At 43.7% G+C, this 25139-nt stretch carries 23 protein-coding genes, 2 pseudogenes and 1 riboswitch; of the genes and pseudogenes, 16 read left to right on the top strand and 9 right to left on the bottom strand.

Annotated features, from left to right (window positions below; genetic code table 11):
* Window positions 1-50: 50 nt before the first annotated feature.
* Complete coding sequence (locus KO533_RS03105; RefSeq protein WP_173496526.1) at window positions 51-227, top strand: hypothetical protein; 177 nt, start codon at window positions 51-53, stop codon at window positions 225-227.
* A 70-nt stretch (window positions 228-297) separates the two neighbouring features.
* Here the strand turns inward: KO533_RS03105 and KO533_RS03100 are convergent, their stop codons facing one another.
* Together KO533_RS03100 and KO533_RS22740 are read right to left on the bottom strand one after the other, a co-directional pair.
* Window positions 298-513 (bottom strand): helix-turn-helix domain-containing protein, encoded by a 216-nt coding sequence (locus KO533_RS03100; protein ID WP_173245503.1) that lies wholly within the window; start codon window positions 511-513, stop codon window positions 298-300.
* The gene (locus KO533_RS22740) at window positions 510-635 is read right to left on the bottom strand and encodes a hypothetical protein (protein ID WP_275956776.1); all 126 of its coding nucleotides are present in this window, start codon (window positions 633-635) and stop codon (window positions 510-512) included. Before KO533_RS22740 ends, KO533_RS03100 begins: the two co-directional genes overlap by 4 nt.
* A gap of 172 nt (window positions 636-807) precedes the next feature.
* Here KO533_RS22740 and KO533_RS03095 point away from each other — a divergent pair.
* The 3 genes and pseudogenes from KO533_RS03095 to KO533_RS03085 form a co-directional block, all read left to right on the top strand.
* Window positions 808-1014, top strand: a pseudogene (locus KO533_RS03095) (integrase); the annotation flags it as partial.
* A 54-nt stretch (window positions 1015-1068) separates the two neighbouring features.
* Window positions 1069-1284 (top strand): helix-turn-helix transcriptional regulator, encoded by a 216-nt coding sequence (locus KO533_RS03090; protein ID WP_168823718.1) that lies wholly within the window; start codon window positions 1069-1071, stop codon window positions 1282-1284.
* A gap of 19 nt (window positions 1285-1303) precedes the next feature.
* A pseudogene (locus KO533_RS03085) lies at window positions 1304-1634 on the top strand (hypothetical protein).
* A 196-nt stretch (window positions 1635-1830) separates the two neighbouring features.
* Here KO533_RS03085 and KO533_RS03080 read toward each other — a convergent pair.
* The 3 genes from KO533_RS03080 to KO533_RS03070 form a co-directional block, all read right to left on the bottom strand.
* Window positions 1831-3552 (bottom strand): potassium/proton antiporter, encoded by a 1722-nt coding sequence (locus KO533_RS03080; protein WP_219252819.1) that lies wholly within the window; start codon window positions 3550-3552, stop codon window positions 1831-1833.
* A 241-nt stretch (window positions 3553-3793) separates the two neighbouring features.
* Window positions 3794-4186: a diguanylate cyclase gene (locus KO533_RS03075; protein WP_251073341.1), complete on the bottom strand. Its 393-nt coding sequence runs from the start codon at window positions 4184-4186 to the stop codon at window positions 3794-3796.
* 92 nt (window positions 4187-4278) lie between these two features.
* A complete protein-coding gene (locus tag KO533_RS03070) occupies window positions 4279-5280 on the bottom strand; it encodes a hypothetical protein (protein ID WP_219252818.1) in 1002 nt (333 codons plus the stop codon).
* A gap of 92 nt (window positions 5281-5372) precedes the next feature.
* Window positions 5373-5484: riboswitch (yybP-ykoY riboswitch) on the bottom strand.
* 551 nt (window positions 5485-6035) lie between these two features.
* On the opposite strand from KO533_RS03070, the gene KO533_RS03065 reads away from it, so the two are divergent.
* Both KO533_RS03065 and KO533_RS22830 read left to right on the top strand, forming a co-directional pair.
* A complete protein-coding gene (locus tag KO533_RS03065) occupies window positions 6036-6776 on the top strand; it encodes a carbonic anhydrase (protein ID WP_219252817.1) in 741 nt (246 codons plus the stop codon).
* A 984-nt stretch (window positions 6777-7760) separates the two neighbouring features.
* A complete protein-coding gene (locus KO533_RS22830; RefSeq protein WP_346014696.1) occupies window positions 7761-7949 on the top strand; it encodes an Arm DNA-binding domain-containing protein in 189 nt (62 codons plus the stop codon).
* 335 nt (window positions 7950-8284) lie between these two features.
* Here KO533_RS22830 and KO533_RS03055 read toward each other — a convergent pair whose 3' ends face one another.
* Window positions 8285-8746 (bottom strand): Fur family transcriptional regulator, encoded by a 462-nt coding sequence (locus tag KO533_RS03055; protein WP_219252816.1) that lies wholly within the window; start codon window positions 8744-8746, stop codon window positions 8285-8287.
* 211 nt (window positions 8747-8957) lie between these two features.
* On the opposite strand from KO533_RS03055, the gene KO533_RS03050 reads away from it, so the two are divergent.
* A complete protein-coding gene (locus KO533_RS03050; RefSeq protein ID WP_219252814.1) occupies window positions 8958-11222 on the top strand; it encodes a TonB-dependent receptor in 2265 nt (754 codons plus the stop codon).
* Between the two features lie 173 nt (window positions 11223-11395).
* Here KO533_RS03050 and KO533_RS03045 read toward each other — a convergent pair whose 3' ends face one another.
* A complete protein-coding gene (locus tag KO533_RS03045; RefSeq protein WP_219252812.1) occupies window positions 11396-12319 on the bottom strand; it encodes a hypothetical protein in 924 nt (307 codons plus the stop codon).
* A 452-nt stretch (window positions 12320-12771) separates the two neighbouring features.
* On the opposite strand from KO533_RS03045, the gene KO533_RS03040 reads away from it, so the two are divergent.
* The 4 genes from KO533_RS03040 to KO533_RS03025 all read left to right on the top strand — a co-directional run bounded on the left by KO533_RS03040 (window position 12772) and on the right by KO533_RS03025 (window position 15667).
* On the top strand, window positions 12772-13179 hold the full coding sequence (locus KO533_RS03040; protein ID WP_028760378.1) for a DUF1398 family protein: 408 nt from the start codon (window positions 12772-12774) through the stop codon (window positions 13177-13179).
* Between the two features lie 288 nt (window positions 13180-13467).
* Complete coding sequence (locus KO533_RS03035; protein WP_028760377.1) at window positions 13468-14295, top strand: hypothetical protein; 828 nt, start codon at window positions 13468-13470, stop codon at window positions 14293-14295.
* A 39-nt stretch (window positions 14296-14334) separates the two neighbouring features.
* Window positions 14335-15150, top strand: coding sequence for a 23S rRNA (guanine(745)-N(1))-methyltransferase (gene rlmA / locus KO533_RS03030; protein WP_219234557.1), 816 nt, complete (start codon window positions 14335-14337; stop codon window positions 15148-15150).
* A gap of 307 nt (window positions 15151-15457) precedes the next feature.
* Window positions 15458-15667, top strand: coding sequence for a cold-shock protein (locus KO533_RS03025; protein WP_011789734.1), 210 nt, complete (start codon window positions 15458-15460; stop codon window positions 15665-15667).
* Between the two features lie 1005 nt (window positions 15668-16672).
* On the opposite strand, the gene rne is transcribed toward KO533_RS03025, so the two are convergent.
* Window positions 16673-20113: a ribonuclease E gene (gene rne / locus KO533_RS03020; RefSeq protein WP_219252810.1), complete on the bottom strand. Its 3441-nt coding sequence runs from the start codon at window positions 20111-20113 to the stop codon at window positions 16673-16675.
* 542 nt (window positions 20114-20655) lie between these two features.
* On the opposite strand from rne, the gene rluC reads away from it, so the two are divergent.
* Entirely contained in the window at window positions 20656-21615 is a 960-nt protein-coding gene (gene rluC / locus KO533_RS03015) for a 23S rRNA pseudouridine(955/2504/2580) synthase RluC (protein ID WP_219252808.1), read from the top strand.
* 22 nt (window positions 21616-21637) lie between these two features.
* Complete coding sequence (locus tag KO533_RS03010; protein WP_219252807.1) at window positions 21638-22357, top strand: HAD-IA family hydrolase; 720 nt, start codon at window positions 21638-21640, stop codon at window positions 22355-22357.
* A gap of 172 nt (window positions 22358-22529) precedes the next feature.
* On the opposite strand, the gene KO533_RS03005 is transcribed toward KO533_RS03010, so the two are convergent.
* On the bottom strand, window positions 22530-23114 hold the full coding sequence (locus KO533_RS03005; protein ID WP_219252805.1) for a nucleoside triphosphate pyrophosphatase: 585 nt from the start codon (window positions 23112-23114) through the stop codon (window positions 22530-22532).
* Window positions 23115-23376: 262 nt separating this feature from the next.
* Here KO533_RS03005 and yceD point away from each other — a divergent pair, with 262 nt between their 5' ends.
* The 3 genes from yceD to plsX are packed head-to-tail and all read left to right on the top strand — an operon-like array spanning window position 23377 to window position 25132.
* Complete coding sequence (gene yceD, locus KO533_RS03000; RefSeq protein ID WP_028760371.1) at window positions 23377-23901, top strand: 23S rRNA accumulation protein YceD; 525 nt, start codon at window positions 23377-23379, stop codon at window positions 23899-23901.
* 16 nt (window positions 23902-23917) lie between these two features.
* Window positions 23918-24088 (top strand): 50S ribosomal protein L32, encoded by a 171-nt coding sequence (gene rpmF, locus KO533_RS02995; protein WP_006081226.1) that lies wholly within the window; start codon window positions 23918-23920, stop codon window positions 24086-24088.
* A 15-nt stretch (window positions 24089-24103) separates the two neighbouring features.
* Window positions 24104-25132: a phosphate acyltransferase PlsX gene (plsX, locus tag KO533_RS02990; RefSeq protein WP_028760370.1), complete on the top strand. Its 1029-nt coding sequence runs from the start codon at window positions 24104-24106 to the stop codon at window positions 25130-25132.
* The last annotated feature ends 7 nt before the right edge of the window (window positions 25133-25139 follow it).

The raw sequence follows: 25139 nt of genomic DNA, 5'->3' as shown, positions 1-25139 counted from the left end.
TCATTAAAACAATCGTCAGTGGCCTAAGCTGGTTTGGAGCCATAGTCGCGGTGGTATCATTCATCGCTACAGTCGTCGCATGGATATCAACCGATGGTGTCTTGTTAATTGCCCAAATAGTACTGGTCGGCACAGGACTCGCTGCTATCATCGCTGATGCTGTAGCAGTAGGCACTAACTGCGGTAGTAAAGGCTGTAATGTCGAAGGCGATGAGTTTATGGCCTAATAGTCAATCGATAAAGGTCTAAAAATAAAGCCCCAAAAATGGGGCTTTATCTTAAGGCTTAAAAATTAATTCAAGCAGCTACTTGCTGTTTTTCATCCCACTTATCGAGCGACGCTTTTAAGTAATGGCGGCCATTATGGATAGGAGCAGGGAAACCGTCGTTTCTTCGCCACTTCCAAAGCGTTGCTGATGAGCTAATCCGGTAGCGTGTCATGACTTCCTTAGTGGTAAGAAAGAGCGGCACTTGCATTTGCTGATCCACGGTCGGTTGGGTCGAAATCATCATTTACCTTCCTTTGCCAATTCCTCGGTGAGTCGTTTTAAAAATTGTTGGCAGCTGCCGGCTTGTTTGCGGGGCAGGGTATACCACTGGCGCAAAGTGTCTTTGATGACTGCAGATTGCTTCATGCCGATTCTCCTTGGTGCTGTTAAACGCCGTGAAGGTGAGAGCAGGGCGCAGTGATAACAGTCGCTGTTTAAAGGCTTCGGCCTTAGCATTGTGCTGCGCAATGTCAGCTTACTTTTGTGAATGGCCCGCCGCGTTGCAATAAAACGCCTCGCCGATGCAGATCACCGCTTCAATGTCCGTCGTATGAGCGTTTTGTTCCCTTACGATGTAGGGCCGGTGAGCATTCGCACTGCGCAATATTGGAGTGAAACGATTCGGTTTAAGGCATTTACCTCCCACACACACTTAATCACACTGGGGTTTGATGATGTGGCGCCCGAGATTATGCGCCAATCGACCACTGAGACGGACGAGCCAATGTTAGTGGGGTGGTTATGACAATGACAATAACAAATAGCACAACTGGGTTATGGACTTCACGCAGGAGGATTTATGGCTAGTCGCGCCGCGGATTTACTGAAAGTAGGGCGCCGTTTACGGGGCATGACCCAAGACGAAGTGGCTGAGATTTACGGCATCAGTCGCAGCACTTATCAACGTTGGGAAAATGGCCGCACTAATGCGCCCTATGACGATGTGACATCGATATGCATTGATGTGTTTAAGCTTTCGGTTAAGAAGATAAATGAGGTAGCTAATGGCCTTTAGCGATGACCCCGAGTAGAGGATGAACATTAAGGCGTTACGGTTAGGGTTATATCGCTGGGGCTGTTATTGGGTGTACCAAGAATTGGGCAAGGTTTTTTCAAACCGCTGCGCCAGCGACCGTTTAGGCGAAGCCTTGGGCGGTGGCAACTTAAAGCATGAACTCAACGTGCCTGCCCACGTCGCCCATTTTGACCACCTCGTTGAACAGTTATCGATTAACTGCAAACGTGCTATTCGCGCCCATTACTTGTGTAAAGAGCAGTGGGCTTTAATGGGATTTGACCGCAAAAAGTCTTATATCTTCTGGCTAAGATAAAGCCGAAATGGCACTGCTAGATAGGATGAATTAGAAGGAACGCCCTCTTACGAGGGCTGGCGGGTTAGCCGGTTGTCCACCAAGACTGCTAACCCGTTGACTGGATTTTATCAAAGGTTCGGACAGATACCTATGCGAAATCATTAGCCATCAAATGATGCGCTGAGCTTAGGTGTGATCTCTATATTGATCACAATGAAACTAGGCTTTTACAAATCATTGTTTTGGTATCAGTTTTCATTGGCTGAGTTCGGTACGATACCCACCGTCGCAATCCTCGATCCCACCATCTCACGAACATGCAATATTACTTCCCCAAAATCTTTACTTGCACCTAAGGTCGGCTCGTCAGTCAAGCTCTGACGTAGCACTTCATCTAATGACAAATTATCATTAGCAGAGAGTTCAATACCGTAGGAGTGCTTTAAATCTGCTACTTTGGTGTAGCCTTTCAACTTCAATTCACTCGTAGGTAATTCATAATGATTGGCTTCTGCAACACCAGAGCAAACCAGATCAACAAACTCACGCACATCGGGTTTCATCACAATAAATAAATGATCGCCAGCATACAGGAGGGTTGATCCCCTAGGTGGAATTACATTGTTTCCTCTGGTTATCATCGCCACTACTGTACCGTCAGGTAAAGCCATTTGGGATAAACGGCGACCAGAAGCGCGTGAGGTATCGCCCAATTGATACTCGACAATGTCAGCATCCACATCGCCTAAAGCAGTAATTTCCAGTGTCGCTGCAGGTGTCGCAGGAGGCGGTTCCGTAAGTCCTAAAGCGCGTGCAACCCAGGGTAATGTTGACCCCTGTATTGTCGCTGAAATTAACACGACGAAAAACACTACGCTAAAAATAAGACTGGCACCAGGCAGACCATAAATCAGCGGATATATAGCCAGAATAATAGGCACCGAACCACGTAACCCAACCCAGGATACTAGGGTAATTTCACGCGCATTAAAGCCAAAAATCTTCAGTACAGGGATTACCGACAAGGGGCGCGCGATTAAGGTCAGGACGATTGCAATCATCAGTCCTTCCTGCCAGACATCCAGCAAAGACGAAGGATTAATCAGCAAGCCTAAAAAAACAAACATAACAATCTGGCCTAACCATGCCAAACCATCGTGAAATAAAAAGGTACTGCGCTGAAAAACAAAACGACTATTCCCTATCACCACACCAGCGATAAAAATAGCTAAAAAGCCGCTGCCGCCAAGATTAGCTGCTACGCCAAAGGACAGTAAACCAAATGCCGCGACCATCACAGGATATAATCCAGAGGTCGTCAGATGGATACGATTAATAATACGTACTGATAACCAGCCTGCCGCTAAACCCACTGCGGAGCCGATACCCATTTGCTGGATAAACAGCATCAATAATCCAGTCCCTGGTTCAAGCCCTTTGACCATGACCTCCAATAAGCCAACTGTTAAAAAAATTGCCATAGGATCGTTAGTCGCACTTTCAATTTCTAATGTGGCTTTAAGGCGTGGGTTGATATGAATACCTGCATTACGCAGTAATGAGAAAACGGCGGCGGCATCGGTTGAACCAACAATGGCACCAATCACTAAACCGTAAAGTAAGGAAACATCTAGAATATAAGCAGCTGCAGCACCAGTGATCATCGCAGTCACCAATACGCCTAAAGTCGCCAACACAGAAGCAGGCTTCCACACTTGCTTAATCGACGCGATGGGTGTTTGCAAACCACCATCAAACAAAATAATGGCTAAAGCTAAAGACCCAAGCGCGTGAGCAATTTGTGCATTATCAAAAACAATACCTCCAGGGCCATCCTCACCAGCTAACATGCCCACCATGAGAAAGAGCACCAGTACGGGTAAACCCAATCTCGCAGATAATTTACTGGATAAAATACCAAGAATAATCAAAATCGCGGCGAGGAGAATAATTTGATCGATCACAAACATAAATAGTTTCTCTTTAATTAATGTAGGGAAATTAAACCACTACAGAGCTTTCAATGACTGCGCCAGCTCTGAAAATATACTTCACTAAGCCTGATTGTCAGTTAGAAATCGTCAAATGCATGATGCATTTTGGTCTTGTAGTCAATGATTCTATTTATCCAAACACTACATGATTCATCTCACATTTCAACTTTGATAATTTCAAAAATCAAAATTTACGATTGGCACTCAATAATGATGTTTACCGTAGCAAGCTGGCCCTGCTGACTTGATTACGTCCATACTTTTTAGCTACGTATGATTGCTTATCTGCGGATTCGATAAGCGTTTGCCATTTCAAATGCCGATAAGGTTGAATACGCGCAACGTCAGTTAATGGTGACCGCTTGGAAACTAGAATAAATGTAAAGCTAGCACTGCGTTGACGATGAGTTATGTTCATCGCGCCTAAATGCTGAGTGTCCGGTAATAGACAAATAAATTTCTCACCACCATAGTGCGCAACCAAATCGTTCGGGCGGTGTATCGCTGTGCGTAGTGCTTTTGTGACGAGATATATACATTGATCATCACTACTGATGGTCACAAGGATCGCTGAAAAGTTTAATTCATTTAAATCAATTTTTTGCAACATTTACAAAATTTAACATTACACTCTTGGCGTGTTGGGCAAATTTAGCCAAATAGGAACGCCGTACCACACGGCGTTCTCTGACACTTTGCTCCTTAGAGAGGGAAGTAGAACGCAATCAGCAAGGCAAATACGCCGTACAATGAGCTTACTGCGACCAATGCACGCGCATCGACAACGCCTCGTCGAAATAGCTGCCACAGAAAAATAATAGCCAAAGCAGTAATGACTCCTGCCGCCATCAGTGGGCCATCAAAAAGCCATGGCGTAAAGAAGATACCCAACGCACTGGGAATCGTTGCCTGAATCATCATGGCACCAGAAATATTGGCCAATGCCAAGCGTTCCTTTCCTTGCCGTATCCATATAAGTGTGTTCATCATCTCGGGCAGCTCCGTCGCCACTGGACTCAGCAGCAATGCTACAAAGTGTGGTGACCATTGTAGCGCTGTGCCAATGGCCTCAAGTTGACCTACAAATATATGGGATGCAATGCCTATGACGATCAGGGACAACACGGCTTGCAGCGCCGCCCATTTTAACGATGGCTCCGTCACGGAAGGTTGAATTTTGAGAGGTTCAATCTCTTCTTCAGGCGCTGTGTCGCTCTCCTGAATTTCACGCCAGACATAGATTGCGTAGGCTACGAGAAACAAGACACCCAGCCACGGCTTGATGGCAAAGGCGATTAGGCCAAGTGCCACTTTCACTACAAACACTGCGAGAAAGGCGAGCTGGTCGTGACTCATACGGGCGTGATCGGCACGTACATGATACGTTTCCCGTTGAAGGCGGCGATGGTGGTAAATCAGTGCCAAGCCGACCACTGCATAGGCTAAGGTTGCGAGCACGAGCGGACCGCCCATGGCTGCGCCGACGCCAATGTCCTTTTGCTCTGGTGTTTTGCCGAAGACAACGGCAATGAAGGTCACCGCCGTTTCAGGTAGTGCTGTACCGAAGGCAGCAAGTACTGAACCCACTGCAGTCGCGCCAAGATTCAAACGGCGGCCGAACCATTCGATGCCGTTGACGAAGTATTCGCAGGCCAAATAAATGGTACCTGCCGAGAGGAAAAACAGAGTAAGAGTAAGGATCATGTGAGCAATCCGGCCGGGCGAGCAATAATCCAATGGCACGACAACACTGCTCGCCCGGCTGGGAAAGCGTATTGCGGCCAAAGGTCTCGCCTGGCTCTCCGCATTCGCAGAGGCTGACCACGCCATGAGGTGTTAGACCTCAATTTTGTTGACGTGGACTCCTTAGTGGGAGGCTAAGGATGGCTACTCCCCAATGACAATGGGGCATTTTACCGTTCTTGCAGGTAAATGTCGCCATTAGGTTTTAGTGTGCTCATAATTTCAAACTCTGTGTATTGTATTGATTTTGCGTTGTTATTTTGTTTTTCTGCTCAGAAGTTGAAAATAGTAGGTATACGGGAAACAATAACTTTGACAGATCTATTTTGTGATCCTTTGATCTTTGCTTTATGCGCCCTTTCTCTTAGCTTTGTTAGACTTATGGTAGTTGAGCTGCGAAATTATAGGCAGCATATGAAGAAATTTTCGATAATCGTATTCATACAAATTTTGGAATATTTCGTTTATCAGGAATGTTACAGGCATCAGTGGAAGAACCTAGGTGTGGCGGCTCGCAATCGAAATCCCTCGGGCTAGCTATCCATTGCTTCTGGCTCACAATAACTGCAAATGAAAAACGCCATACTTGTAACCCTGCCGCCCGTATTTAATCGCGTTGACTGGGTCTCCACTATCATTAGGTTGAAGCTGTGATTTGTTTAACAGTACTATCGCAACAACCTTTGTTAACTCAACAAACTGGACTGCAGAACATTATGAAAAATAACCAACCGGCTCAACCCTCACGCCGGACAATCCTGAAACAAACACTTGCTGTCTCGGCCCTTTCGGTGACTGGGCTGGCGGCCTTATCGGTGCCCTCTATCTCCTTTGCGGCATCCCTCAGTAAAGATGAACGTGATGGTATGACACCTGAGGCTGTGATTGAACATTTTAAGCAGGGCAATCTGCGCTTCCGGGAGAATCGCACGGCGAAACATGATTATTTGGCGCAGAAACGCAACAGTATCACGGGTCAGTATCCTGCTGCAGTGATCCTTAGCTGCATTGACTCACGTGCGCCAGCGGAAATTGTGCTGGATGCGGGGATCGGCGAAACGTTCAATTCCCGTGTTGCGGGTAATATCAGTAATCGCGATATATTGGGCAGTATGGAATTCGCCTGTGCTCTTGCTGGTGCGAAATTGGTGCTGGTTATGGGGCATACCCGCTGTGGTGCGATACGTGGCGCTATTGATAATGCAGAACTAGGTAACCTGACGGGCCTGCTGAATGAAATTAAACCTGCTATTGAAAAAACAGAGTACACCGGAGAGCGTAAAGGGAGTAATTACGATTTTGTCGATGCTGTGGCAAGGAAGAATGTTGAACTGACTATCGAGAATATCCGCAAAAACAGCCCGGTACTGAAACAGCTGGAAGACCAGAATAAAATTAAAATCGTTGGTAGTATGTATCACCTTACTGGCGGTAAGATTGAGTTTTTCGAGGTATAACTGCAACAGAAGTCCGTAGCCCAAAAGTCAGCCTTGCACTCTACTAAGAGATTATTAAATTTTATCTCTGATGCTAATGTATGTTTTGAGTATACCTAAAGCATACATCCAAATGAGACGGTTTTTCTGTCTCATTTGGATGTTATGTTTTCCTCATCTAAAGCCTAACGAGACATTTTTAATAACAATGGCCTTTTACGGTTATGCTCGGGTTTGAAGCAAAGATCAGGAGCTCGCTTTGCTGACGCAAACTCTGCGCGACAGAACACTATTGTGAACTGAACACTGCATTGAAATTAAGCACTACCAATAAAGCTGACCGTCATCTGTCTATCACTTAATGTGAGCTCAGTAAGATTTTATTGTCACTTAATCTGAGCCGAAGATTGCGCTAATTGCGAGCACAAGGGATTTCGATTGTGAGCCGTTACACCTAGGATTTGTTATCTACTTGCAGAGCTTATGAGCACTGATGGTTGGTCTGAGCTTAATTTAGAATTAGAACACTCTGCTAAAGTAATCAGAAGTATTGAGCCGGAAGTTCTTAAGCACTTGTCATACAAACCACTTTTTAATAGATAAACATAATTAGACAACATTTTTTTGCAATTAAAAATAGTATCGAATTTAGAAGTGATTTTGTTGTTTAGCAGCTGTGATATTGGAAGGTTCTTAAACGAAGTGTGTACATATATTTATTATAAATCAATGGTTAATCTTACATGGTTCCGTAGTCGTGCTAAAATATTGACCCAGCTTTATCATCTTTCATCTTCATTTATTTTCGTTCTCTAAAGAATTTAACATGATGTTATTGAAAGTTAAATAGCTTTACTGGGATTCGTTGTCATTCACATCAATTTAGTTTGCTACAACTTAGATGTGAGTACATATCTGTATATATTGGGTTCTGCGTCAGATTAGCTAAAATCACATGTACACAGAGTAATAAAAATGCCTTTATCTGACAATTAGTTACGTGCAATAAACGGCAAGCCATATTTAGGGAAACCAGAGCTTGCAGACCGCAACGGCTTAAGCGTTCGTATTACCCCTGCAGGGACTATAACATGGCAGTATCGATTTAGGATTGATAATCCATCAGGGTGTTTAACCTTTGGTCTCTACCCGGATTTAGGACTTGCTGACGCACGTAAGCTGGTCCCTGTGTGACTAAATTCATGGGTAAATATTATAGATCCCTATGCGTTTTGGAAACCGCTTAACACATTCGAAGGCCGATCAGTTCCGCTTTACTCGAGATATTATAAGAACAGTGGAACTTATATCACTCGCCATGGCGCTTTCCCACGGCAAGCGACCGGGTAATGTTGCTTTCATTAATGAGCTGGTCCGCGATATTAAACCAAGACTGGCATATCCACGATTTTAGACGGACATTATCGACCAGAATGTCGGAGGCTGGGGGATTTATAGCGTTACTGTGAGTATGGGATAAGTTCAGCAACCATGATAAATAGCGTTCCAAATTAGTTAATGTACATAACTTAACTATTATGTTGCTGCTGACATTCATGACACCATCCCGCTAATTCAAGCTGTGGGCTCGATAAGGTAAATTCTGCTTGGCTAACATTCAACTGTAACTGTTCAACAAGAGCAGTGGGCAATGCTATCTCCGTGACTTTTTGACAAGTATTACAAATTAAAAATTGATTGTGAATGTGATGATCGCATACATGATGGCAGGCAATATACTTATTCACCGTTAATAACTTATGCACTAATTGTTCCTGTACTAAGAAATCCAACATGCGATAGATAGACATTATGGGTAAACTCTCGCCCAAACTTTGTTTTAACACATCGGCAATTTCATAGGCAGACAAAGGAACATCATGTTCCTGTAATACGATAAGTACTGTTTTGCGCTTACTGGTAAGATTGATGCCTTTTTCTTCACACTTTTTCACTACTTCACGCAGTAAATCAAGATTTTTTCCCGTCATAGAACTGCCAATTTTTTTGAAATGATCATACTTGCACAGTTTACCTGATCCACCCCTTCTAATGACAATCTTTGTTAGCAATCATCAGTCACCATACCGAGTGTTGTTCTGATTGCCATTTACAATCAGTAACTTAATTTACTTTCATTTATATTGAACCCGATTGATACATAATGATACGTTATAACATATCATTTTTAGCAGTAATCATATGGAGACGACCCACAAAATGAACTTCCACAAATACCTTCTGTTATTAGGTGTTGGCACTTTAGCTGTTTCAGCAGAACCTATTGAACGTATCAATGTCACTGGGCATGCTTTAGAAAAACCACTAAGTCAAAGAATACAAGCCAGTAAAATCGAACTCAGCGGCGATGAACTTAATAATCGTAAAGCCGATACCTTAGGAGAAACTTTAAGCCAATTACCGGGGGTAGACAGTGGTTTTTTTGGTAGCTCATCGGGTAGGCCACAAATCCGTGGATTTGGTGGAAACAGGGTTAAAATGTTGCTCAATGGAACTCAAGTTGAGGATATGTCGTCGGTGAGTGAGGATCAATACATCCCCATCGAGCCCTTTCTTGCTGACAGTATCTTGGTCATTAAAGGTCCTACAGCTGTTATTGCCTATGGTGGGCAAGCGATGGCAGGTATTGTTGATCTCCAAGATGGTCGTATTCCATTGAGCCCAATCAATGGGTTTAACAGTCGCGCTGAAGTGAAAGCTGGCTTCAATAGTACAAGTACCGCACTGGCAAAACTTACCGCAGGGAATGAATCTTTTAACTTTGCGCTGAATATGATCAACAAAGACCGTGGTGACTATGATATCCCTGGATATTCTAAAGACAGCGATTGTAAAACGTGGTCAAAAGTCGTAGGTGCCGCACAGTTTGCCGATCTATGCCAAATCAAATATGCGCAACCTGTGTGGCAGATGAACAATCAATTAAAACGCTATGAAGATGCTACACCTTTAGAACAACAAATTATCACCGACTACTCAATAGATAGTAATGGCACTGTACTTAACAGCAGCCACCACACATCATCATTCTCGGCAGGCGGAAGCTACACTGGCCAACAACGTCTTTTGGGTTTGGCTTATGGTTATACGGACACTCATCGCGGTATTCCGGGATTTATGCGTCGTGGCAGCAGCGCACCAGTGGATTTTGATCAACGGGGTAATATTCGAATTTTCTCCCGTGGTGATCGCGTAGATATGAAGTATGTCGAAAACTGGGATGACAATTGGATAAACTCATTTAGCCTCGATGGCGCCTATTCGAATCAAGTCGATGATGAGCATATGGCAGAGGTATCCGTCAACCAATTCGAACTTACCTCTTGGGTCATTAGCCCTAAGCTCTATCATAGTTGGACATCAAACTTCGATGGTGTCTTAGGATTACAGTACGACACTAAAGCCTATAAAGGGGAGGGCTATGACAATTACATGCCTGATGTCGATAGTCAAAACTATGCAGCCTATACGCTACAAACCCTGCACTTTGGTCCGGTTACTTTTGAGTTTGGAGGTCGTTATGATGCGATTAAGCACCAAGTAAACGCAGAGGGTTACAAGGTAGGTCGAGGCTCAGGAGCGAATGTTAAAGATAGAAATTTTTATCTCCAAAGCTACTCAGGATCACTGCAATGGGACATATTGCAAAATTGGTCAACACGAGTCAATTACGTTCATGCCGAGCGTGCTCCTGAAATGAATGAGCTTTACGCCAGTAACCCACACTATGCTCTGTTAATTGAAGAACAGGGCAGCTCAAATCTTAAAAAGGAAATTAATCACTCCTTTGAAATAAATACCACCGCTAAAATCGCCGATTTACAGCTAATGGCAAGTTGGTATCAAAATCAATTCAATGATTTTATTTATCTTGGTAGTACAGGCCTTGAGCGTAACGGTACTTATGTTCGTGAATGGCGCCAAGCAGATACAAACAATCAAGGGTTAGAGGTACAAGCTATTTATACCTTCCCGTGGCAAAGGTGGGGAGTTTTTGAGCTCAGCGCATTTACTGACAGAGTGAGAAATACTCCTCGATATCAATATGATGGTAGTTACGACATCTTTAGTACTCGCCCACCTCTCGCAGGTGAGCGGGACGAATACTTTCGCCGCAGGTTAGAAGGCACTTCAATGCCTCGAACACCACAATCCAAAACAGGCACTGCACTAAATTGGCAGTATGATGCGCTTACTGTGTCCATCGATTATGTTCGCTATCATTCACAAGGTGACGTTAGCAGATTTGAGAGGCCCTCTGAATCTTATGCTTTGCTCGGAGCCAATATCACTTTAGATCAAGTCATTTCGAAAGTGCCGACTCAATTCTACCTAAGCTTAGATAATCTTACCGATGTAGATGCGCGCCCACATAACAGTTTCCTAAGGCATTTATCCCCTATGCCAGGTCGCTCAGCGGCTATTGGTGTCAGAGTGCAATTCTAAAAAGTTTCCTTCAAGGCTAATGGCCTTGAAGGTTTTCATTTGATTTCTTGATACCCAAGGCCAAAAATCTAACCTCCTTCAATTCAAGCCGCGACTTGCTGTTTTTTATCCCATTTTCCGAGAGATGTTTTTAAGTCATGACGGACCCAAAGCGTTTATCTGATGAAGCCTATTCAATGATATTTCTTACATAATATGGAAAAGTCATCCATTGGATTGAGTAAGAAATCTTTACCGACAATGGAAGTCATTTCTGATTCAGATATAAAAGGATTGTCAATTTTAAAAACTAATCGTTGATTCAATTTACTTTTTATCAAAAAATCACAATGGCGTTGATAAAATAACTGGTCAAATTGACCATTATCGATAATTCTCTGGAGGCCAATTTGTATTCGCTGAGCTAAGCGAGGTTTGTTAGGTGAAACATAATAATATGTCGCTAGCGGAATATGTAGCATGATGCTTTCATCAACAACGAGATCTGGATATTGTTGATTAAACTGCTCAACCTCTTGAAATACTTCATTCACTCCGCGGCCAAATGTTATAAACCGTCCTTTTGATAACATATTAAATAAACTGTCATATTGATTGCTTTCTATAATCTTAAATCCTGCTTGTTGCATGGCAACTTTAGTTGACCATTGGCTACCTGAACCAGTATCAAGAGCAGTTAACTGCGCTAGCGAGGTGATTTGGGCTAACCTAGGTACATTTTCCTTTTTAATAATAAAAATTCTAAATCCCTGAATGCCTTTTCTAATAGGAATTTTTATTGGAATAAGCTGTTTATTCCACTGTAGGTTAGAGGCTTCAGCAATAACATTGATGGTTTCACCCTCTTGTAATGCTCTGAAGATACGATTTCGACTCATTATTAGATCTGAGACTTGCAGTGATGCTTCACCAAAATCGGCTTTGGTTGCATCAATAACTAATTGTAAAAGGTCATAAGTATACTGATATCTGTGATCAAGCTTGGATTCTGACTGATTGATAATGAATTGATCATTAGCATAAGTGATGGGTATGTTTGCCAAGACCCACAGGGAAAGAATACAAAAAATAATGCCCAGTCGCTGTAAATTATCCATCAATAAACTCATTTCTAGAGGTTGAAATTGATTCGGTGTGCTTATTTTAGCAGTAGCCTAGATGGCTTGCGGGATAAAGAAACAGATGATAAGCGTAAATGATACATTTTTTTAGTTTGGGTTTATGTGAGTTGTAAATCAATTTAGACAGCCCAACGGTGTTGGCACTGGGTGCGAGTGGGTCGCAGAATATTTTAAAGTCCTTATGTTGTTTAGCCATAGTGTTTTTAATATGGCTTTACGTTATATATGCATAAACGTGTTTGTAGTCTGGCAACGATTTTGGGGGAAGTTTGAAGGTCGTGTTTATTGCGTTAATCATTTATGAGAACGTGCTTTGAGCGTTTAACCAGCGCTGGCGTATGCTCCAGGTTTTTACAGTGCTATCACTTTGGCTCTACTGCTGATGTTGAACATATAAATTGACCACTCAAGACCCAGAGAGGACATCAATGAACTCGGATAAAATTTTAGAATCTGCACAAGCAACCTTGTCTGGATTAATACCATTTCCTCAAATTGTCGGCAATCTTATTGCTGAAGGTGTCGAGTATTACTATGTAGACTATGCCTCGAAGTCATTTACTTTCTATAGCGCAGCAGGTACTACAGTGCAATCACCTTTCTCATTTGAGGGACTTCCATTAATTGCTGAAAATTTTAATGTGATTGAACTCAGAGCTGCCATCTTGGATAGTCAGCAGCATGGGCAAACATTTCGGCTTTTCTGCCAGCGCGCTATGAATGCAGGAGTTCAAGGTTATTTCGTGTTTTTGCGAGGTAAACGTGTAACCTATTTTGGCCGTCAAGGTGACCAGCATACCGAATGGTTTTCTGGCGCTAAGCCGAGCGATGCCTAATAACGCTGACTAGGTTCGTCACTTTCTGGGTCGGGTGCATCGTGAGTTTTACATTGGGTGAATGGTTACGTGAAGTTCATTGTATACGTCACTTACATCTTCCTGTGCTTAACGTTATAGATCACTGGAGGCATAAATATGCTACCACGCAATGTCACTACTATTTCTCGAATGCCGATTTACGGCATCATGAAAATTAAGTCATATCTTGCGATGGTAATGGTTTACGGGGTGATTTTAATTGGTATTGGACGGTACAATTGCGGTTAAATAGGAGAATAATGTCTTATGTACCATCAATTTCTAAATGAACCCATGGTGCTTGATATTGAAAAGGCATCAATACTCACATTACGGCTACCCGACGATGTGAGTGATTTTATTGTGTCACAGGCGATCAATGCCCCTTTACTAGAGATTATCGTCATAGCTGAAGCCGGAATTCAGCAAAATATAGTCATCCGCTTCCAGCCGTTTATGGGTCTTAAGGTCGAATCGTTACCGCAAAGCCCTCAGGCTTTCAATACACCAATAACCCGCAGCCTTGGGCAAGGTTTTAGGCTTTATACACGGATGGGAACAGCTGCGAAATTTTGTGCGGCAGAATTGAGGCGAGGTGTATCTTTTACCTTAGATACGACTCGTCATTTAGGTGCAGATAATGACTTAACTTTTGCCTTACAAGCCAATTCAAAGTTTGAGTTAGTTCCCTTAGAAGCGGATTTACGGGTTTTGCATGAGCCCAAAGCGTTAATGGTTGCTAAAGCACTGTTAGCAAGGCACTACGACTATGCCGCATCATCTGAATCTCTTGCAATTTACATGACCGAAATCGAGCAGGTTAGATTAGAATTGCAGTCGTTTATGCGCGGGGAGCTTGGTCAATGTCACGCCAGCCTTGCTGATGAAGTATTAAGGATCGATCCCTTGCTACTGCAGAAACAACAATGGTTATTTAGAACCTATACCCATATGTTTGAGCGACCAAACTACAGCCGCGCTGCTAATGATGTCGATAACACTGATAAGCTATTAAGAAAATTAGAGTGTTATGAATTACTCGCTTCACCGGAATTGACCCTGATGGTAGATCGATTGATGGAAGACGAAACATAAACTTTTTACCCAAATTTAGCTAAATGATAAGAGTCCATTATGTATTATTTATGTCCCCTGTGTGCCGCCCCACTGACGTTAACGGAGCGAACTTGGGGTTGTTCACAGCAACATAAGTTTGATATGGCCAAAGAAGGCTATGTCAACTTATTGCCTGTACAGAAGAAAAACTCAAAAGATCCTGGTGATAATAAACAGATGATGTTTGCTCGGCGTGAATTTTTAAACGCGGGTTACTATCAAGGTTTGAGTGATAGAGTGAATGAGCTCGCACTTGAGTTTGGTGCCGAAGCAAAACAAATCCTCGATATAGGCTGTGGGGAAGGGTACTACAGTCAACGTTTATTCCATGAGTTGAGCCAGCACCATGATTGCAATTTACAAGGTATAGATATTTCTAAGTCTGCGATTAAATATGCAGCTAAACGTTACCCTAATTTGCAATTTTGTGTCGCAAGTGCCTATGAAATGCCAATCGCATCCCAAAGTGTCGATCTTGCCATTCGTATTTATGCCCCTTCAAAAGTAGAAGAGTTACAACGGATTATGGCTGATGGAGGCTTACTGATAACGGTTTCTCCGGGACCTTTACACCACTTTGCGTTGAAACAACAAATTTATGCTGAGCCAAGATTACACCCCGTTTCCACAGCGCATATTGCTGGATTTGAGTGTCTGCATCAGGAGCGCTTAATCTCCCAGTTAGAGCTGGCAAACAGTGAACATATCGCTCATTTTTTAGAAATGACGCCCTATGCTTGGAAGTTTACTCATGCCCAAAAGCAAGCATTTGCGTTGCAAGGACTGAACTGTGAATTGGATTTCCAAATTGAGGTGCATCGGATTTCAAAGTAAGCGATAAGATTAAGCTATTGAAATAAGTTATTTAAAATGCTTAACTGTACTTGCTAAACAGCATGAACCTAGTGTTCTGCTAGCCGGTTGCAAAACCGTAAAGTAGATTTAGGCAAAATAAATAATCCAAAGTGTCGCAGTGTGTTGACTTATCTTTAGAATGGTTTATAGTCTTATCAGCTTGAAGGTTGGGCTTATATTTATGTGTTCAATACGACCAGTTCGTCCTGTAAACATAAGTAATACCGGCATTTTCCAGCTCCACCCGCCGTTAAGGCTTTAATTTTTTATTTACAGGATTTATATTATGTCTCAAGTTACTGGTGTTGTTAAGTGGTTCAACTCTGACAAAGGTTTCGGATTCATTGAGCAAGAATCTGGTCCAGATGTATTCGTACACTTCCGTGCGATTAACTCTGACGGTTTCAAAACTCTTGATGAAGGCCAAAAAGTGTCTTTCACTGTGACTCAAGGTCAAAAAGGTCCACAAGCTGAAAACGTAACTATCATTGGTTAATTTTCAGTGCTGTTAGCCTAGAGCTGATAGCAATGGATTAAAGGGCTATGGTTAATTCCGTGGCTCTTTTTATTTGTGCGAAAAATAAAATTTCATTTAGTTTAGATTGTTGAATCCAGTATAAGCGACGAGATCCACTTAACATGTCGCATTAATTTAATGCTTAAATCTGAAGTTAATCCTCTAATCTTTCTCTGTTAGAATCCAATTCTGATATCTCCAATATTTTCAATAAAACCATTTGATACACTCTCCTTATTTTTACCCCTGTAACATTCAATTCCATTATATGTTAACTCTTAACGCTTGCTCTTATCGAGTTTATTTTTTGCGTAATCTTATATTCAATGTCGAACGCGAATGTGTCTAATCATTCATTTGTTGTAAATCAGTGACTTCAGATATTGCCGAATATGATTGGTGCATTTACATTTCTTGCACTTAGTTATCCTACATATACTAAGCTGCACCTAAGGCTGAAAGCCTTGTAGTAAAGAGTTGAGGCTGGCAAAGCATTTAGTGCTTGATATTAAAGAACACTAGCTTATTTATGATGTAGTTTGGAGCCGACCAAAAAATGAATATTGCTATTGAGATGCCTTGCATTTCGTACATTTAAGCATTTCCGACGGAAGCTTTAGGTTGCTAATCCAACTTAATTATCGGCTACTTTATAGCGGAATAATGTTCTCCCTCGACTAGTTTCCCTAACTTATAAAGGAGAGGTCTACAGTTAGCACTAAATGGATTAAGTGCCCTTTCTACTGGCGGTATTGGCCTAATATTTTGTTAGCATGTTTATTGCTTCTAATGTGACGTTAGTGACAATACAAGAATACTTAAAGTTGAGAACTATATACCGAGGATCTTTTGATGGGTTATGTTATTCAAGGGACTACGATTAAGCCGAAAAATTGATAGAGCTAAATTTAAATATTGTGGAGTATTACAGTGTAAATAAAAAAGCCATGCAATTGCATGGCTTTTCTGGTTTAGCTTAAGTGATTATGGACGCGCCATATCCGACTCTGCACCATTAGCGAGTTTGATTTTGGCTGTAGACTCTTCGTTCGCAGTATTCTCATACTCTCGTCCTTTAGGGACTGCCACTTGTTCTCTCACCTCAACGACAGGCTTGGTCATATCCGAAGACACCATAGAGCCAAAGCGGCTGGCGGCTTTCGGCTTGCTGACAACAACGGCATCCGTGATTTGCGGTGTTGTTGGAGCCGTTTGTATTGTGGCTTGAGGCTTAGCGATAGCAGCCGGTCTGGCCATTGGCGCAGAGGCTGTTGCTTTCACGGCTTCTTTTACTTCAACGCTCGGTGCAACACTTGGCTCGACAAGTGTTTCTGTTTTAGCTGCTTCAGCTTTGGGTACTGCTACTGATTTAGTCACTGAGCTTTCAACTGATGGTACTGCAACGACTACGGCTTCAGCAGTAACGCTGGTCACCGGAGTTTCAACGATTGACGCAAGGTCAACTTTTACGTCAGCAGCCTTTGGCTCTTCCGCTTTCGTTTCAGTGGTTTTAGTCACAACAGGTTTAGTTTCAACTTGCTGAGTTTCAACTGCTGCAACGTCATTTGCTTGAGGCTGAGGCTCAACTTTTGCTTCTACTTTAACAACAGCAGGAGCTTCAACAGCTGGAGTTGAACTTGTTTCAGCTATTTCGACGTCAGCAGTTTTAACTGCCGGTTCAGTTACCGCTGTTGTTTGAGTTGCAACAACAGGAGTTTCCACTCGAACACTGACGATTTCGCTTGGGTACTCTTGGTCAGCACCTAATTCGTCATTAGGAACGAATTGCGCTGGCGTTGATGTACCTTGGTCATCTTCGTCGCGACGACGACGTTGACCCGCTGCACGAAGGTGGCGAGGGCTACGACGGCTACGACGTTGACCATCTCTTTGCTCGCGTTTTGATTGATCATCAGCATTAGCATTTTCGTTGTCTGCATCAACTTCGCTATCTTGCGATACAGCATCCGCTGCTACAGTATGAGCTGCTATGTCAACCAAGGAGTTTTCAGCTACGTTAACAGCATCAACAGCAGGTGTTTCTACTACAGTAGAAATTACAGTTGTCTCTTCTAGCACAATATTTTCTTGCGCTTCTTGAGCCGGTGCAGCTTCTTTACGAGGCTGGCGACGTGTTCTTGGCGCTTTAGTTTCTACTGGCGTTTGGGCAATGACTTCAGCTTTGGCATTAACACTGATAGTACTTGCCGCTGCGGCGTTAAGGGCTGCAATTTCCGCTAACACTTCTGCTGCATCTTCAGGTGCAATTGGGATCGCATTATCTGGCGTATTATGGCCATTATCGATACGCACCTTACGACGCATGTTACGGCGCTGACGACGCTCGCGGGCGACTTCTTGCTTAGGGGTATCATCTGCTTCAATGTCGGCAACAACATCTTTTGGCGCTTGTACGCGTGGCTTCGGTTCAGCTTTAGCTGGACGTTTAGCCGCTTCTTCTTTTTCGCGTACTGGACGTTCTTGTGTGCTGACTACTGCATCAGTTGGCTTTTTTGGATTGCGGCTACGCGGCTCACGAGTGCCTTCTTTTGCTTTGTCGGCATCTTGGGCATTGCGTGGGCGGCGAGTGTCATTACGACGGTTACGGCGATTTGCGTTAGCCGCACTGGTATCCGTTGCTTTAGTTTCAACAACTTTTACGGGTTCAGCTTTTTCACTTGGCGCAAACATGGCACTGATTGCACTCACAAGCTTGCTGAAGAAGCCTGGTTGTGGCGCTTCAACTTTCACCGTTGGTGATGGGGCTTGTTCTACTTTTTGTGGCGCTGCAAAACCTTTTAATGCCGGGATAGGCGCCGCAGTACGTTCCAGTTTGCGTGGCTCATACAATTTGGCTTCAGGATGCTCTATACGCTTATAGCTTGATTCACTGATTTCATCATCACTACGGTGACGGATCACGCGGTAATCAGGCGTCATCATGTGTGCGTCAGGTATCACATACACTTCGACATCGTGACGCTGTTCTGTGATGCGAATGGCTTTGCGTTTCTCGTTTAACAAGAAAGCTGCAACATCCACAGGCACAATCGCTTCGATTTGTGAGGTGTTTTCTTTGATGGCTTCTTCTTCCATCAAACGTAAAATTGACAGTGCTAAAGACTCGGTACTGCGAATCGTGCCTTGGCCATGACAGCGAGGGCAGATATGCGCTGCAGATTCTTCTAAAGAGGGACGCAGACGTTGACGCGACATTTCCATCAAACCGAAACGAGAAATGCGACCTAACTGCACGCGAGCACGATCATGGTGCACAGCATCACGTAAACGGTTTTCAACTTCACGCTGATGACGCACTGGCGTCATATCGATAAAGTCGATAACCACTAAGCCACCTAAGTCGCGGAGACGCAATTGACGGGCAATTTCATCGGCGGCTTCGAGGTTAGTGTTCAGTGCTGTTTCTTCAATATCGCCGCCTTTAGTGGCACGGGCAGAGTTGATATCGATTGAGGTTAAGGCTTCAGTTGGGTCGATAACAATCGAACCGCCAGATGGCAGACGTACTTCGCGTTGGAAGGCGGATTCAATTTGTGATTCGATTTGGAAGTGAGTGAATAATGGCACTTCAGCTTCGTACAGTTTTACGCGCTCAACGAAATCAGGGCGAACTAAGGCGATATGTTGCTTCGCTTCTTCAAAAATACGTGGATGATCGATGAGGATTTCGCCCACGTCACGGCGTAAATAGTCACGAATAGCGCGAACTATCACATTGCTTTCTTGGTGAATTAAGAAAGGTGCGCCTTTAACTTGTGAAGCTTCGGTGATCGCCGCCCAGTGGTGTTGTAGAACTTTTAAGTCCCACTTTAACTCGGCAGATTCTTTGCCTACACCCGCAGTACGCACGATAAGACCCATGCCCGCAGGCACTTCTAAGTCAGCCATCGCTTCTTTTAGCTCAGTGCGTTCATCACCTTCGATACGACGAGAAATCCCGCCAGCACGTGGGTTATTTGGCATTAATACTAAGTAAGAGCCTGCAAGGCTGATGAAGGTCGTTAAGGCTGCGCCTTTATTGCCGCGTTCTTCTTTGTCAATTTGGACAATAACTTCCTGTCCTTCACTGACCACTTCTTTGATGTTTGGGCGACCTTGGAACGAATATCCCTTCGGGAAATATTCTCTAGCGATTTCTTTCAGTGGCAAAAAGCCGTGACGATCGGCACCGTAGTCGACAAAAGCGGCTTCTAAAGACGGTTCTACTCGGGTAATTTTACCTTTGTAAATGTTTGATTTTTTTTGCTCATGACCTGGGCTTTCAATGTCTAGATCATACAGTTGTTGCCCATCAACAAGGGCAACACGCAACTCTTCTGATTGAGTTGCATTGATTAACATACGTTTCATGATGACGTCATTCTTCTTTAAATAGAGGTCATCAAACATCGCGCTTCGCTGCATTACGGGCCTAGCAGTAGGTCAACTGAGCCTCACGGCTGGTGGCTAGGCAAGAGGTGCGCATTACTGTTAGACGCAGTCGCTGCGTGTCGCATCCTATTTATGGCTTATTTTTTAATGATTACAAAAACAAGGAATTCGTTGTAAAACATCAACCAACCCCATAAATTCTTTAGTTTCGTTCCGGTAATGCCCAAGTCGAATCGGTTTGTCTGACGACAAGTTAAAATATCCTTCGAAATCGGGGAGGAAAACCTAGGGTAAACCTTATTAAAGTAAGGTGACTTTCTCGATTTAATCGTAAAAAACGCATTTGTGGTATTTTTACTCTGTATACGATTTGCAAATCAATGATTTGCTATCAAGAAAATCTTTTTTTATCCGTTAAATTTTCCGCTTGGGATCAGGGCGTTGTGAACACTTTATTCACGGCTTATCCCTAATCGCTGGTGAAATATAGCAATAATCAAAAAATTCAGCAATGGAAAGGCACAATTCTTCTCAGTTGTTGTACAATGGCGACCGTTATAATTAGATGGCGCATCATGAATATAGAATCCACCCCACAACAGGTTCAGTTGATCACGATTGATGAAGATCACCTCGAACAGCGTATCGATAACTACTTAATGACCAAGCTGAAGGGCGTGCCGAAAAGCATGATCTATCGCATTGTCCGCAAGGGCGAGGTTCGAGTGAATAAGAAACGCATCAAACCCGAGTACAAGTTGCAGATTGGCGACATAGTACGTATTCCGCCAGTCCGCGTGGCAGAGCCGGATAACCGTACCGCACCATCGGCGAACTTAAGTAAAGTCTCGCAACTCGAAGATCGTATTTTGCATGAAGACAATCATTTGATCGTGCTGAATAAACCTGCTGGCATTGCCGTGCATGGTGGTAGTGGAGTCGATTACGGTGTGATTGAAGCATTGCGTTCACTGCGTCCTCAACAAAAGTTTTTAGAGCTAGTACATCGTCTCGATAAAGATACTTCGGGTGTATTGTTGGTGGCGAAAAAGCGTAGCGCGCTTAAACATCTGCATGATCAGCTTCGGTATAAAAAGATGCAGAAAGACTATTTGGCCTTAGTTAAAGGGGAATGGTCTGCTCAAGATAAAGCCGTTAAACAGCCTTTATTGAAAATCACCCTTAAATCGGGTGAGCGCATTGTGCGTGTTAATGCTGAGGGTAAACCTTCAGAAACGCGCTTTAAAATTATGCAGCGTTACCAAGGTTGTACTTTAGTGAAGGCAAGCCCAGTCACTGGACGTACTCATCAAATTCGGGTGCATTGTCAATTTGCGGGTCATCCAATCGCCTGTGATGATAAGTACAGCGAGCAAGGGTTTGACGATAGTATGCGTTCATTAGGCTTAACTCGACTCTTTTTACATGCCGCTGAATTGATGTTCATTCATCCAGAAAATGATGAAGTAATGCGGGTTTCAGCGCCTTTAGATGAAAATTTGTCGCAATTACTCGATAAATTAAAGCGTGCGTAATCGACGGGGATAGGTTTCAAGGATGAAGATAAAGCAATACGATTTAGTGATTTTCGATTGGGATGGCACTTTGATGGATTCTATCGGTAAAATTATCACTTGTATTGAAAATATGGCTAAGGCATTGCAGTTACCTATCCCAACTGAAAGTGACATTCGCGATATTATTGGTCTTTCTATGACAGAAGCGCTGCGAGTCCTGTTCCCACAGGGACTTAATTGCAGCGCTTCTTCTGCCAATTCTCAGCATCAGCAGCATTCTAAAAATGCATTTAGCCAAGGCGAAGATGATCCATATCAGCAAATGCGCGCTGAGTTTAAAGCACAATATTTGCATTTAGACACCACGCCAACTCCCTTGTTTGTACAAACTCCAGCGTTAATTGATGACTTGCATAGCCAAGGCTATAAGTTAGCCGTCGCAACTGGTAAAGCCCGTGCAGGGCTTGATCGCGTCTTTGAGCAAACAGGCTTAGGTCGATACTTTGTTGCATCACGCTGCGCCGATGAAGTGCACAGTAAACCCCATCCTGAAATGATCTCAAGTTTGCTGAAAGAATTGAATATTGCCCCGAACCGAGCCTTAATGGTGGGTGATTCTCTTCTGGATTTGACCATGGCGGCCAATGCCGGGATTGATAGCGTTGGCGTGACCTATGGCGCCCACAGTGCTGAAAAGTTGCTGCGGGCAAAACCTATTGCCTTGATAGATTCACCAAAGCAATTACTGCAATACCTCTAACACTGCTATTTAATGCTGGAGCGGCAATACATGCCGCTGCGCATGAGACTTCCTTATCACTTTTATTTACGTCTCATCTTCTCGTCGATGAAACGGCTCAGTAGCCCGGTATTTTTGATGCGTGTCATCGATTCAATAAACTGAGCAAATAGAGCAAAGCCTTGGCAAACGTTTAAGCGAGAACGTCTACACCTTGGGCTAACAGCATTTCCGTCAGTAATATCAGTGGTAAGCCAACTAAGGTATTGGGATCGCGACCTTCGAGCGCTGTAAATAACGCGATACCTAAACCTTCGCTCTTAAAACTCCCTGCGCAATAATAAGGCTCTTCCTTTTCTATGTAGGCCACAATCTGCGCATGGCTAAGGTGCCTAAAATGAACCGTAAAGGGTTCAACCTTGGCGGCCATAGCGCCAGTTTTGGCATTATAGAGTGCAAGACCAGTATAAAAGGTGATGGCCTTGCCTGAGGCTTGAGTGAGCTGCGCGACGGCATTATTAAAATGATGGGGTTTACCGATAATCTTGTCATCAATGACGGCAACTTGATCGGAACCAATAATCAGACCATCGGGGAATTGTTCTGCTCCCGCGACGGCTTTTGCTTTGGCTAATCGCAGCACTAAAGCATGGGCCGATTCTTCGAGATACGCTGTTTCGTCAATATTAGGATTGCAGCATTCGAAGGGTAACCCGAGTTTTTGCAGTAAAGATTGTCGATATACAGACGTCGAAGCTAAGATTAATGGGGTTGGCATAATGAGATATCCGCAAAAGAGTGACTCATATTGTGACCAATCAATGCGGGAGAGTGCAAGAGTTTCGTCTTTTACGGTTTCTTTTCAATGAATGCGACTATTTTAGGCGGCTTGCGCTTGTATGCGGCCCCATGCTTGGGTACTATTTCGCTTCCGTCAATTTCAATGTTGGGGCAGGGGAAAGGCTTAAGTCGCAAACTGGGACTTAAGTTAGTATTTTTTCTTTGACTCTAGCGTTTTCAAACTATAATATGCGCGCCTTATGCAAACAGTAAAGATACCGGTTTCAATTGATCCATTTCGCGCCGCCTCGAGTCGCCTAGTTTATCAGGGCGTTGTTCCTGGTGTGCAACTGAAAAGATTAACTGAGTTATGTGCCGGCGACTGTTCCGATGTGGCAGTGTCGCTTGAATGTGGCGTAGATTTACAGGGGATAGTCTACCTGAAAGGGAAGGCTGTGACGGAGCTCACTCTGATATGTCAACGTTGCATGACGCTATTTACCACTGAGGTTACGGTCGAGTTTTGTTTTGGTCCATGTCGGACTAAGGCAGAAATCGATGAGCTCCCGGATGCGTATGACCCAATTGAGTGCAATGAAATTGGCGAAGTGCGTCTACATCAATTGATCGAAGATGAATTGATAGTCGCTATGCCGATAATCCCAATGCATCAAGAAATTGATTGCAGTGCAGGATCTAAAGACATGGTTGTAGGCGAGATAGAACCCGCTCAAGAGGAGCGTCCAAATCCGTTTGCAGTGTTAGAAAAACTGAAGAGCAAGTAATCGAGGAGACAGGCCAATGGCTGTACAACAGAACAAAAAATCACGTTCAAAGCGCGGAATGCGCCGTTCACATGACGCACTGAGCACTGCTCAGCTGTCTGTAGACGCTACCAGCGGTGAAATCCATATGCGTCACAATGTGACTGCAGATGGCTTCTATCGCGGTAAAAAGGTAATCAACAAGTAATTTGTTGGTTTCCTAATGACGAATCTGACGCTTGCGTTAGATGCAATGGGTGGTGATCATGGCCCCCACGTCACGGTGCCTGCAGCCTTGCGGGCACTACAATTACATTCTTTTCTTAAAATCATTTTAGTCGGTGACAAGACTGAAATTGATGTCTATCTACGTCAAGCCGAAGCGAGTTTACTTTCGCGCATAGAAATCATTCATACCGATGAAGTCGTTAGTATGTCCGATAGGCCTGTGCATGCCTTGCGTACACGTAAAAACAGTTCCATGCGATTGGCTATTGAGTTAGTGCGTGACGACCGCGCACAAGCGTGTGTGAGTGCCGGTAACACAGGGGCGCTGATGGCAATGGCGAAAGTATTGCTGAAGACCTTGCCTGGTGTTGATCGACCCGCCTTAGTCAGTTGTTTACCTGCGGTGACTCAAAAACCGGTTTATTTGTTGGATTTGGGCGCGAATATTTCCTGTGATTCTGAAACCTTATTTCAATTTGCCGTGATGGGCTCAGTCCTGTGCGAAGCGGTAGATAAGAAATCTCGGCCAAAAGTCGCCTTGCTCAATGTGGGCGTTGAAGAAATTAAAGGTAATGACCAAGTTCAGCAAGCCGCGCAGTTGCTGCAACACACAGAACAAATCAATTACACAGGTTTTATCGAAGGGGATGAAATCTATTCCGGTAATGTGGATGTGATTGTTTGTGATGGGTTTGTGGGTAACATCACGCTCAAGACCTCAGAAGGTATTGCCAAGTTATTAGTACATCAGTTAAAACGGGGACTAACCCAAGGTTTATTCGTTCGTTTTCTGGCTAAACTTATCGCCCCTCGTATCCAGGCGGTCCTTAGTCAGATGAACCCCGACCACTATAACGGTGCAAGTCTGATAGGATTGCGCGGAATAGTTGTAAAAAGCCATGGAAACGCGGATGAAACTGCCTATTTACAAGCAATTAGTTTGGCAGTAACGGAAGCTCAACGTCGACTCCCTGAAATGATAAAAGATCGTTTGGAGTCGATTCTTTTAGATATAAATAACTGATCCCTCC

Source organism: Shewanella sp. NKUCC05_KAH, assembly GCF_019345585.1.
GTDB lineage: Bacteria > Pseudomonadota > Gammaproteobacteria > Enterobacterales > Shewanellaceae > Shewanella > Shewanella oncorhynchi.
Note: the sequence above shows the minus strand (reverse complement) of the source record. Positions and strands in the feature narration are given on the sequence as shown.

Excerpts from the sequence above, each read along its gene's own strand:
- KO533_RS03100 (WP_173245503.1), bottom strand. The coding sequence starts at position 513 with ATGATGATTTCGACCCAACCGACCGTGGATCAGCAAATGCAAGTGCCG.
- KO533_RS22740 (WP_275956776.1), bottom strand. The coding sequence starts at position 635 with ATGAAGCAATCTGCAGTCATCAAAGACACTTTGCGCCAGTGGTATACC.
- KO533_RS03090 (WP_168823718.1), top strand. The coding sequence starts at position 1,069 with ATGGCTAGTCGCGCCGCGGATTTACTGAAAGTAGGGCGCCGTTTACGG.
- KO533_RS03080 (WP_219252819.1), bottom strand. The coding sequence starts at position 3,552 with ATGTTTGTGATCGATCAAATTATTCTCCTCGCCGCGATTTTGATTATT.
- KO533_RS03075 (WP_251073341.1), bottom strand. The coding sequence starts at position 4,186 with ATGTTGCAAAAAATTGATTTAAATGAATTAAACTTTTCAGCGATCCTT.
- KO533_RS03070 (WP_219252818.1), bottom strand. The coding sequence starts at position 5,280 with ATGATCCTTACTCTTACTCTGTTTTTCCTCTCGGCAGGTACCATTTAT.
- KO533_RS03065 (WP_219252817.1), top strand. The coding sequence starts at position 6,036 with ATGAAAAATAACCAACCGGCTCAACCCTCACGCCGGACAATCCTGAAA.
- KO533_RS03055 (WP_219252816.1), bottom strand. The coding sequence starts at position 8,746 with ATGACGGGAAAAAATCTTGATTTACTGCGTGAAGTAGTGAAAAAGTGT.
- KO533_RS03050 (WP_219252814.1), top strand. The coding sequence starts at position 8,958 with ATGGAGACGACCCACAAAATGAACTTCCACAAATACCTTCTGTTATTA.
- KO533_RS03045 (WP_219252812.1), bottom strand. The coding sequence starts at position 12,319 with ATGGATAATTTACAGCGACTGGGCATTATTTTTTGTATTCTTTCCCTG.
- KO533_RS03040 (WP_028760378.1), top strand. The coding sequence starts at position 12,772 with ATGAACTCGGATAAAATTTTAGAATCTGCACAAGCAACCTTGTCTGGA.
- KO533_RS03035 (WP_028760377.1), top strand. The coding sequence starts at position 13,468 with ATGTACCATCAATTTCTAAATGAACCCATGGTGCTTGATATTGAAAAG.
- rlmA (WP_219234557.1), top strand. The coding sequence starts at position 14,335 with ATGTATTATTTATGTCCCCTGTGTGCCGCCCCACTGACGTTAACGGAG.
- KO533_RS03025 (WP_011789734.1), top strand. The coding sequence starts at position 15,458 with ATGTCTCAAGTTACTGGTGTTGTTAAGTGGTTCAACTCTGACAAAGGT.
- rne (WP_219252810.1), bottom strand. The coding sequence starts at position 20,113 with ATGCAGCGAAGCGCGATGTTTGATGACCTCTATTTAAAGAAGAATGAC.
- rluC (WP_219252808.1), top strand. The coding sequence starts at position 20,656 with ATGAATATAGAATCCACCCCACAACAGGTTCAGTTGATCACGATTGAT.
- KO533_RS03010 (WP_219252807.1), top strand. The coding sequence starts at position 21,638 with ATGAAGATAAAGCAATACGATTTAGTGATTTTCGATTGGGATGGCACT.
- KO533_RS03005 (WP_219252805.1), bottom strand. The coding sequence starts at position 23,114 with ATGCCAACCCCATTAATCTTAGCTTCGACGTCTGTATATCGACAATCT.
- yceD (WP_028760371.1), top strand. The coding sequence starts at position 23,377 with ATGCAAACAGTAAAGATACCGGTTTCAATTGATCCATTTCGCGCCGCC.
- rpmF (WP_006081226.1), top strand. The coding sequence starts at position 23,918 with ATGGCTGTACAACAGAACAAAAAATCACGTTCAAAGCGCGGAATGCGC.
- plsX (WP_028760370.1), top strand. The coding sequence starts at position 24,104 with ATGACGAATCTGACGCTTGCGTTAGATGCAATGGGTGGTGATCATGGC.